Source organism: Cellulomonas hominis (genome assembly GCF_005239125.1).
Classification (GTDB): domain Bacteria; phylum Actinomycetota; class Actinomycetes; order Actinomycetales; family Cellulomonadaceae; genus Cellulomonas; species Cellulomonas hominis_A.
The window spans coordinates 1-9,510 of the sequence record NZ_SZYE01000154.1 but is presented as its reverse complement, the minus strand read 5'-3'; the positions used below and the strand labels follow the sequence as shown (position 1 = coordinate 9,510).

Sequence of the window (9,510 nt, the reverse complement as noted above, 5' to 3'; positions counted from 1 at the left end):
GCGCGCGCGGCGGCGCGGCGGGTCAGTGCGCGGGGCGCGGGCGCGCGTGCGCCGGGACCCGCAGGCCGCTCGCGCGCAGGCGGCGGATCAGCTCGCCCGCCGTGACCGGCTCGGCGCCGAGGGCGACGAGGTCCGCGTGCATGTCGTCCGGGACGTCGTAGTGGTCCAGGTCGAACGCGCGCCGGGGGAGCCCGGCGCGCTTGGCGAACGCGTGCAGCTCGGCCAGCGAGCGGTCGCTCACGAGGTGCGACCAGTGCCGGCCGTGCCGGGGCCAGAGCGGGGGGTCGACGAGGACCGTCACGCCCCGGGCCGGACCGGGTGCCGCTCGCCGGCGTGCGCGGGCCGGACGGCGCCGGGGGCGTCCGCGGGGGCCGGCGGGTCGGTGGGCGGCGTGCCGGGGACCGTGACGGCGGGGCCGTCGGCGGCGTCGAGCTCGGCGAGCACCTTCTCGATCTTGTGCAGCTCGGCGCCGAGGTTCTGCCGCGCGGGCTCCTCCCAGGCGGCGCCGAGCGGGCTGACGAACAGGCTGGGCCGCTTGAGCAGCTTGCGCACGATGCGCTCCCGGGCGCGCAGGTAGTCCTGCACCGGGATGTCGGCGTACTCCTCGCGGACGTCGTGCAGGTACGCCTTGTAGCGCTGCGGCTCGGCGGCCAGCATCGCGAGGTCGGCGTCGCACAGCACGGCGCAGTCGAAGTCGCTCGGGTCGGCGGCGTGCCGCACCAGGGCGATGACCATCTGGTGCACCCGGTCGACGCGCTCGGCCGGGACGCCGAGGTCGGTGAGCTGCTCGCGGGCGAGCCGGGCGGAGGCGGCCTCGTCCTCGCCGCCGCGGTTGGCGTACGCGGCGACCTGCGCGGCGTCGAACACGGCGCCGTGGTACCAGGCGGCCAGCCGGACCAGGTCCGGCTCGTGGGTCTCCTCGGCGAGCTCGTCCACGCGGGCCAGCACGTCGGTCAGGTGCCGGAGGTTGTGGTACGTCCGGCCGGGGCCCGTCCACCGCTCCACGAGGTCGGACCCGACCTCCCGGAGCCGGTCCTCGGGTGCGGTCGCTCCCGCCCCCTTCGCGCTGCGGACGAACGCGGACAACAGCCACTGTGGCGCGTCGTAGACGCCCATGGGAACAGCCTCACTGCGACAGACGACCCTGCTCGGACGCGTCATCGTAGACCCATCCGGACGGGGTTCCGCCACGGGAGCGCCGTCAGCGGACGGGGTGACCCTCGGCGGCGCCGGGACCGGCCGGTTCGCCCTCCGCGCGGCCCCCGCCGTCGGCGCCCGGCCCGGCCCCGCCGGCGGCCGCCGCGGGGAGCGCGACGCGGATCGTGGCGCCGCCGCCCGGGGTCTGCGTGATCGCGACGTCCCCGTGGTGCGCCGCCACGATGGCGGCGACGATCGCCATGCCCAGGCCCGCGCCGCCGCCGGTGCCGTCGCGGGTGCGGCTGGCGTCGACCCGGTAGAACCGCTCGAACACCCGCGCGGCGTGCTCCGGGGCGATGCCGGGGCCGTGGTCGCGGACCTCGAGCACCACCTGGTCGCCGACCCGCCCCACGCCGAGCTCGGCGGGGGTGCCGGCCGGGGTGTGCCGCGCGACGTTGCCGACCAGGTTGGCCACGACCTGCCGCAGGCGCGCCTCGTCGCCCTGCACGACCGTGCCGCCGGGGGCGTTCGCACCGCCGGCGCCGGCCGAGCCGGCGAGCGGCCCGACCCGCACCTCCCGCGTCGGGTCGATGGCCCGCAGGTCGTGCGCCGCGTCGGTGGCGAGCACGGCCAGGTCCACGGGGCCGGTACGGCCGGGCCGGTCGGCGTCCAGCCGGGCGAGCGACAGCAGGTCCTCGACCAGCCCGCCCATCCGGGTCGCGGACTGCTCGATGCGCCGCATGGTGTCGTCGACCTGGTCCTTCTCGGTCAGCGCGCCCATCCGGTACAGCTCGCCGTACCCGCGGATCGCGGCCAGCGGTGTGCGCAGCTCGTGCGAGGCGTCCGCCACGAACCGGCGCATCCGCTCCTCGGACCGGGTGCGGGCGTCGAAGGCCGCCTCGATCTGGGTGAGCATGGAGTTGAGCGCGGCGCCGAGCCGGCCGACCTCGGTCGTCTCGGGCGCGGGCGGGACGCGCTGGGACAGGTCGCCGGCGGCGATCTGCGCGGCGGTGCCCTCGATCTCGCGCAGCCCGCGCAGCGAGCGGCGCACCGCCCAGGTCGCCACGACGGCACCGATGACCAGGATCGCGACGGCGGAGGTCCACAGCAGGAACGCCGCCCGCCGGACCGTGTCCTGCACGTCCGACAGCGGCTCCGCGTAGGCCACGTACCCGACGACGGTGCCGTCGGGGGCGATGGGGGTGATCGCGACCCGCCAGGTCGCGCCGCGGACGGTGCTGGTCACGGTCGAGTACGTCGTGCCCCGGAGGTGGTCGAGGTCGACCCGGGGGAGGTGCGGCCTCCCCGACCGCTCGACCGTCGAGTCGTCCGGCGCGAACGTCGAGCCGCCGCCGAGCATCCACACGGTGAGCGCGTAGTCGCGCTCGCCCCAGGTGGGGTAGCTGAGCCCCTCGGCGGTGCCGTACTGGTCGTAGGCGTTGACGACGCTCTCCCGGAACGCCAGGGCCTGCACCCGCATGCGGTCGTCGACCTGGCTCACCAGGAACCCGGACAGCGACGTGGTCGTGATCGCGCCGGCGAACGACAGCCCGAGCGCGAGCAGCGCGGTCGTGATCCCCACCAGCCGCGCGAGCAGCGGCGTGCGCGCCCAGGCGTCCCGGACCCGCGCCGTCACGGCGTCGACCGGACCGGGGGAGCGGCCCGGTCCCTCGTCCACCGCGCCCTGCGGCGCCTCGTGGTCCGCGGACGTCGTCGTCACGACCCGCTCGGCCTGCGCAGCATGTACCCCACGCCGCGCTTGGTCTGGATCAGGGGGTCGACCTTGGTGCCGTCCGCGCGCTCGACCTGGTCGACCTTGCGCCGCAGGTACGAGATGTACGACTCGACGATGTTCGCGTCGCCGCCCCAGTCGTACTGCCACACGTGGTCGAGGATCTGCGCCTTGGACAGCACGCGGCCGGGGTTGAGCAGCAGGTAGCGCAGCAGCTTGAACTCGGTCGGGGACAGGTCGACGACCTGCCCGGCCCGGCGGACCTCGTGGCTGTCCTCGTCGAGCTCGAGGTCCTCGTAGGACAGCACGCTGGTGGAGGCGACCTCCGCCTGGGTGCGGCGCAGGATGGCCCGGATCCGCGCGACGACCTCCTCCAGGCTGAACGGCTTGGTGACGTAGTCGTCGCCGCCGACGGTGAGGCCGGTGATCTTGTCGGCGGTGTCGTCGCGCGCGGTGAGGAACAGCACCGGCACGTGCTGGCCCTTGTCGCGCAGCCGCCGGGTGACGGTGAACCCGTCCATGTCGGGGAGCATGACGTCGAGCACCAGCAGGTCGGGCTGCACCTGCTTGGCCAGGCGGAGGGCGGCGCCGCCGTCGGCGGCCGCGTGCACCTCGAACCCGGCGAAGCGCAGCGAGGTGGCGAGGAGCTCGCGGATGTTCGGCTCGTCGTCCACGACGAGGAGCGTCGCCTCGGGGGTGCGGTCTGCTGCGGTCACCGCTCCAGTGTGCCCCTCCACCCTGGAGGATTCCTGGGAGCGAACTGGTCGTGCCGGGTTCGCGGTACGGTACCGCCCCGTGAGCGCAGCCGATTCTCCCACCGGTTCCCCGACGCCCGTCGTGACCGTCGTCCAGCTCGACCCCGCGGTGCCCCTGGACCGGTTCGCCGACCACCTCGACGGGGTGGACGTCCGCGTCGTCCGTGCGTACGCGGGCGAGCACCCCGGGCCTGCGGACCGCCTCGAGGGCCTCGTCGTCCTCGGCGGCAACATGTCCGCCCACGACGAGCACGAGCCGGGCATCCCCGAGACCCGCGCCCTGCTGGCCGACGCCGTCCGCGCCGGCGTGCCGACCCTGGGCATCTGCCTCGGTGCGCAGCTGCTGGCCGTCGCGACCGGCGGCCGGGTCGACGTCGCGGCCCCTCCCGGGCGCGAGGCCGGCGTGGTGGACGTGCGCTGGCGTCCCGAGGCGGCGACCGACCCGCTGGTCGGCGCGCTGGCGGCGGACGCCGAGCGCACGGCCACCCGCAGCACGCCGATGCCGACCATGCACGCGGACGCCGTGGTGGACCTGCCGCGCCACGCGGCCTGGCTGGCCGCCTCGCGCACCTACCCGTACCAGGCGTTCCGCGTCGGGGACGCGGCGTGGGGCCTGCAGTTCCACCCGGAGGCGTCGCCGGAGCTGATGGACGCCTGGTCCGCCGACGCGGGCGACTCCGCCGACGAGCGCGCCGCCATCGCGGCGGCGGTGCGGGGCGTGGACGAGCAGGTCCGCGCCGACGGGGCCCGGCTCGCGGCGACGTTCGCCGGCCTGGTGGCCGTGCGCGCCGCGGAGCGCACCCCCGTCTGAGCCGCCCCCGCCCGGGACGACGAACGGCCCGGCACCCCCTGCGGGGTGCCGGGCCGTCGCGCGTCGGGCCGTCGGGCCGCTCAGGCCTCGATCTGCGGGGTCACCTGCGTGCCGCCGAGCTGCTGCGGCTGGCCGCCGCCCTTGAGCGCGGCGAGCCGGGCCTCGATCTCGATCTGCGCGCCGTCCGCCTCGAGCTCGGCGAACTGCGAGTCCAGCGAGGACGCGGCGATCTCCGCCTGGCCCATCGCGAGGGCCTCCTCGCGGCGCACCTTCTCCTCGAACCGCGCGAGCTCGCTGGTCGGGTCGAGCACGTTGATCGACGAGATCGCGGTCTGCACGGTCTGCTGCGCCTGGGCCGACTTCTGCCGGGCGACCAGGGTGTCGCGGCGCTGCTTGAGCTGACCGAGCTTGTCCTTCATCTGCGCCAGGCCGGACTTGAGCTTGTCGACCGTCTCGCGCTGCGAGCGGATCAGCGGCTCCGCGTCGCGGACCTCGCCCTCGGCGGCGATCTGCTTGCCGAGCGCGACCTTGGCCAGGTTGTCGAACTTGTCGGCGTTGGCGGCGTCGCCGGCCTGGCGGTACTGGTCGGCGCGCGACGACGCGGCGAGGGCCTTGCTGCCCCACTCGCGGGCCGCGGCGACGTCCTCGTTGTAGTCCTGCTCGGCGAGGCGCAGGTTGCCGATCGTCTGCGCGATCGCCTTCTCGGCCTCGGCGATCGAGTTGGTGTAGTCCCGGACGAGCTGGTCCAGCATCTTCTGCGGGTCCTCGGCCTGGTCGATCAGCGCGTTGATGTTCGCCCGCGCGAGCTGGGTGATCCGCCCGAAGATGCTCTGCTTCTCGGTCATCGCCTCGTGCCTCTCTCGTGTCTTGCGTCTGCCGAACATGTCCTAGAACCCGCCGCCGCGTCCGCCGCCGCCGAAGCCGCCACCGCCGCCGAACCCGCCGCCGCGCCCGCCGCCGCCGAAGCCGCCGCCACCGCCCCAGCCGCCGCCGTGCGCGCCGCCGCCGCCCCAGCCGCCGCCACCGCCGCGCAGGATCGAGTCGATGAGGATGCCGCCGAGGACCATGCCCCCGATGTCGCCGAGCCCGCCACCGCCGCCCCGGTTGCCCGGGCCGCCGCGCCGCTGCTGGTCGTACCAGTCGACGTCCCGCTGGGCGAGCTGCTGGGCCTCCCGCACCAGGCGGTCGGCCTGCTGCGCCTGGCCGAGCGCGGCCTCCGGGTCGGTGTCCCGCTGGTCGACCGCGGCGCGGAACATCCGGCCGGCCTCCGCGAGCCGGGTGCGCGCCTCGGGCCCGACCGCGCCGCGCCGGGTCTCGATGTAGTCGGTGGTGCCGCGCAGGGCGGAGTCCACCCGGCCGAGGGTCTGGTCGAGCAGCTGCCGGGCGCGCCCCGCGCGGTCCTGGGCCTCGCGCATGGGGGCCAGCGCCCGGTCGATGGCGGCCTCGGCCTCGGTGAGCCCGCGCAGGGCGGCGAGCGGGTCGCCGTCGCCGGCGCGCGCGGCCCGGCCGGTGGCGATCGCGGCGCGCGCGGCCTCGGCGCGGGCGGACACCTCGGGGTGCTGCGGCGCGAGCCGCTGGGCGTCCTCGACGTCGGCGGAGATGGAGGCGATCGCCGCGTCCAGCCGGGAGCCGATGGTGGCGAGCTCGGTCCCGGCGCGGTCCACGCCGTCGAGCAGCGTGCGCACCTGGCCGAGGGCCTCCTCCGCGGCGCGGGCGTACCGGACGGCCACCCCGCGGTCCCCGGCGGCGACGGCGGCGCGGCCCTGGGCGATCGCGGTGCCGACCTCGTCGAGCAGCGCGAGCGCCTGGTCCGGGTTGCCGGTCACCGAGGTGAGCGCCTCCGCGGGGTACCGCGCGGCGAGGGTCCCGAGCGTCGCGCGGGCCGCCTCGACCCGGGCGCGCAGCTCGGCGGCCGTGCGCTCGTGGGCGTCCAGGGCCTCCCCGGCGCGGGACTCGACGTCCCGGAGCCGGTCGAACGCCTCCTTCTGCTCGTCCAGCGCCGCCGACGCGGCACCGACGACGTGCAGGATGCGGGTCGCGGTCTCGCGGACCTGCGGCTCGGTGTCCGGCACGTCGTCGTCCAGGGTCTGCCGCAGCCGGAACGCCTCGGTCACGTCGGCCCGGGCCCGGGCGAGCACCTGCTCGAACTCGCGGGTGGCGTCCGCCCCGAACTGGGCCTGGGCGAAGCCGAGCTCCTGCTCCGAGGCGCGCAGGGCGTCGTCGATGCCGACCAGGGCGGACGCGGACCGGCGGTCGAGCTCCGCGGTCGGCAGCGCGGCGAGCTCGCCGGCCGGGCCTCCGGGGACCTGCGGCCCGCCGGGGAACCGCCCGGGCGCGCCGGCGCCCACCCGCGCGCGGGACGCGCGGCGGCGGGACGACGCCCACGCCGCGGCGGTGATCGCCGCGATGACGACCAGGCCGCCGACGAGCAGCCAGCCCAGCGCGGAGCCGCCCCCGCCGCCGGTCGCGGCGTCGCGGATGCCGTCGGCCGCGGCCACGGCGGCGCCGGACCAGTCGTCGGCGCGCAGCTGGTCCTCGACCGCCGCGTCCACCCGGTCCAGGTCGCCGGACGACAGGCCGGGGACCTCCAGCGGCGCGAGCACGTAGGACCGCTGGTCGACCGCCACCGCCAGCACCAGGTCGTTCGCCCCGAGCCCGGTCAGGCTCGCGGTCTGGTCCACCCAGTCGATCCGGTCGAGGTCGCCGAAGTCGCTCACGTACACGACGTACAGCTGGTACTGCGTCTCCTCCGCCAGCTGGTCGAGGGCCGCCCGCACGGTGCCCTCGTCGCCCTGCAGGGCGCCCACCTGGTCGGTGATCTCGCCGGTCAGCGCCTCGGGATCGGCCGCGACGAGCGGGGGCGCGGCGGGCACCGGGGCGGCGGCGGGGGCGGCCCCGACCAGCAGCGGGGCGGCGAGCAGCGCGGAGAGGAGCGGGACGGCGGCTGACCAGCCACGGGACGACGACGGCACCCGACGATCCTTTCTCAGGGCGTGCACCCCTCGCAACGACACGGCCCGCCCGGTGGTTCCCGGGCGGGCCGTGCGGTGGGAGATCACCCGGTCAGGCCGGCTCCTCCGTCGCCTGCTCCAGGTCCTCGGCGTCGACGATGCGGTAGGCGTAGCCCTGCTCCGCGAGGAACCGCTGCCGGTGCGCCGCGAAGTCCTGGTCGACGGTGTCCCGCGCGACCACGGCGTAGAAGTGCGCGGTGCGGCCGTCGCCCTTGGGACGCAGCAGCCGGCCGAGGCGCTGCGCCTCCTCCTGCCGGGACCCGAACGACCCCGACACCTGGATGGCGACCGACGCCTCGGGCAGGTCGATCGAGAAGTTCGCGACCTTGGACACCACGAGGGTGGAGATCTCGCCCGCGCGGAACGCGTCGAACAGCCGCTGCCGCTCGGTCACGGACGTCCCGCCGGTGATCACGGGGGCGTCGATGTCCGCGGCGAGCTCCTCGAGCTGGTCGATGTACTGCCCGATGACCAGCAGCGGCTCGCCGCGGTGCTTCGCCACCAGGCGCTTGACGACCTCGGTCTTGCCCGGGGCGCTGGCCGCGAGGCGGTACTTGTCCTCCGGCTCGGCGGTCGCGTAGAGCATCCGGTCGCGCTCGGGCAGGGTCAGCCGCACCTCGACGCAGTCGGCGGGCGCGATGTAGCCCTGCGCCTCGATGTCCTTCCACGGGGCGTCGTACCGCTTGGGGCCGATCAGGCTGAACACCTCGTCCTCGCGGCCGTCCTCGCGCACCAGGGTGGCGGTCAGGCCGAGGCGGCGGCGCGCCTGGAGGTCGGCGGTCATCCGGAAGATCGGCGCGGGCAGCAGGTGCACCTCGTCGTAGACGATGAGGCCCCAGTCGCGGGCGTCGAGCAGCTCCAGGTGCGGGTAGACGCCCTTCCGCCGGAGCGTGAGCACCTGGTAGGTGGCGATCGTGACCGGCCGGATCTCCTTGCGGGAGCCCGAGTACTCGCCGATCTCGTCCGCGGTGAGCGAGGTGCGCCGGATCAGCTCGTCGCGCCACTGCCGCGCGGAGACCGTGTTGGTGACCAGGATCAGCGTCGTGGTCTTGGACCGGGCCATCGCGGCGGCGCCCACGAGCGTCTTGCCGGCGCCGCAGGGGAGGACGACGACGCCGGAGCCGCCGTGCCAGAAGCCGTCGGCCGCCTCGGCCTGGTACGGCCGCAGCTGCCACGGGCGCGGGGCGCCGTCGGTGCCGACGTTCGACTCGCCGGAGGTGTCCAGGTCGATCGGGTGCGCCTCGCCGTCGACGTAGCCGGCCAGGTCCTCGGCGGGCCAGCCGAGCTTGAGCAGCGCCTGCTTGAGCGTCCCGCGCTCCGAGGCGTGCACCACCACGTCGGTGTCGTCGAGCCGCTCGCCGACCAGGCCGGCGGTGCGCTTGGACCGCAGCACCTCGGCGAGCACCGCCGCGTCGAGCGCGTGCAGCACCAGGCCGTGCACGGGGTGCGCGACGAGCTGCAGGCGGCCGTACCGGGACATGGTCTCGGCGACGTCGACCAGCAGCGCGTGCGGCACCGGGTACCGCGAGTACTCCAGCAGGGTGTCGACGACCTGCTCGGCGTCGTGGCCCGCCGCCCGGGCGTTCCACAGGCCCAGCGGGGTCAGCCGGTAGGTGTGCACGTGCTCGGGCGCGCGCTCCAGCTCCGCGAACGGGGCGATCGCGCGGCGGCAGGCCTCCGCCTGGTCGTGGTCGACCTCGAGCAGGAGGGTCTTGTCGCTCTGGACGATCAGGGGTCCGTCGGTCATGCGGTGTCCGTCTCCCGGGGCTCGGGTGTCTCGTCGGCATCGGGTGCGCCGACCGGGGTGACCGCGGCGACGCGGTGGGCCGCGACCACGATCTCGGCGTCCCGGGCGGTGTCGACCACGCGCACCCGTCCACCGTCGACCCGGACGGGCAGCACGCGCCGCCGCTCCAGGGCGCCGCGCGAGCCGACCACGTCCAGCCACACCTCGGTGTGCCCGGCGGCCGCCTCGCGCAGCAGCCCCAACGCCTCGGCGGGGTCGGCTGTTCCCCCGGAGGGCCGCGGGCCGCCCCGGGAGCCGGCCGCGCGCGCCGGGCGGCC

The 9,510-nt window shown here is 76.2% G+C and carries 8 protein-coding genes and 1 pseudogene; 1 reads left to right on the top strand and 8 read right to left on the bottom strand.

Annotation, left to right across the window (positions count from 1 at the left end; all coding sequences use genetic code 11):
- Positions 1–22: 22 nt before the first annotated feature.
- The 4 genes from FA014_RS15250 to FA014_RS15235 form a co-directional block, all read right to left on the bottom strand.
- Positions 23–301: a DUF4031 domain-containing protein gene (locus FA014_RS15250; protein ID WP_154730504.1), complete on the bottom strand. Its 279-nt coding sequence runs from the start codon at positions 299–301 to the stop codon at positions 23–25.
- On the bottom strand, positions 298–1,116 hold the full coding sequence (locus FA014_RS15245) for an HD domain-containing protein (protein WP_230323220.1): 819 nt from the start codon (positions 1,114–1,116) through the stop codon (positions 298–300). Before FA014_RS15245 ends, FA014_RS15250 begins: the two co-directional genes overlap by 4 nt.
- An 85-nt stretch (positions 1,117–1,201) precedes the next feature.
- Complete coding sequence (locus tag FA014_RS15240; protein WP_230323219.1) at positions 1,202–2,857, bottom strand: sensor histidine kinase; 1,656 nt, start codon at positions 2,855–2,857, stop codon at positions 1,202–1,204.
- On the bottom strand, positions 2,854–3,585 hold the full coding sequence (locus FA014_RS15235) for a response regulator transcription factor (RefSeq protein ID WP_154730503.1): 732 nt from the start codon (positions 3,583–3,585) through the stop codon (positions 2,854–2,856). The genes FA014_RS15240 and FA014_RS15235 overlap by 4 nt, the downstream gene beginning before the upstream one ends.
- Positions 3,586–3,664: 79 nt before the next feature.
- Here FA014_RS15235 and FA014_RS15230 point away from each other — a divergent pair, with 79 nt between their 5' ends.
- Positions 3,665–4,435, top strand: coding sequence for a type 1 glutamine amidotransferase (locus FA014_RS15230; RefSeq protein WP_230323218.1), 771 nt, complete (start codon positions 3,665–3,667; stop codon positions 4,433–4,435).
- 80 nt (positions 4,436–4,515) lie between these two features.
- On the opposite strand, the gene FA014_RS15225 is transcribed toward FA014_RS15230, so the two are convergent.
- From FA014_RS15225 to FA014_RS15210, 4 genes and pseudogenes are all read right to left on the bottom strand, one after another.
- A complete protein-coding gene (locus FA014_RS15225; RefSeq protein ID WP_154730501.1) occupies positions 4,516–5,280 on the bottom strand; it encodes a PspA/IM30 family protein in 765 nt (254 codons plus the stop codon).
- Positions 5,281–5,322: 42 nt separating this feature from the next.
- Positions 5,323–7,407, bottom strand: a complete 2,085-nt coding sequence (locus tag FA014_RS20965; protein ID WP_268865895.1) for a TPM domain-containing protein — start codon at positions 7,405–7,407, stop codon at positions 5,323–5,325.
- A 91-nt stretch (positions 7,408–7,498) separates the two neighbouring features.
- A complete protein-coding gene (locus tag FA014_RS15215; RefSeq protein ID WP_154730500.1) occupies positions 7,499–9,193 on the bottom strand; it encodes a DNA repair helicase XPB in 1,695 nt (564 codons plus the stop codon).
- Positions 9,190–9,510, bottom strand: a pseudogene (locus FA014_RS15210) (helicase-associated domain-containing protein); the annotation flags it as partial. The gene FA014_RS15215 and the pseudogene FA014_RS15210, both read right to left, overlap by 4 nt.

Excerpts from the sequence above, each read along its gene's own strand:
- FA014_RS15245 (WP_230323220.1), bottom strand. The coding sequence starts at position 1,116 with ATGGGCGTCTACGACGCGCCACAGTGGCTGTTGTCCGCGTTCGTCCGC.
- FA014_RS15225 (WP_154730501.1), bottom strand. The coding sequence starts at position 5,280 with ATGACCGAGAAGCAGAGCATCTTCGGGCGGATCACCCAGCTCGCGCGG.
- FA014_RS15215 (WP_154730500.1), bottom strand. The coding sequence starts at position 9,193 with ATGACCGACGGACCCCTGATCGTCCAGAGCGACAAGACCCTCCTGCTC.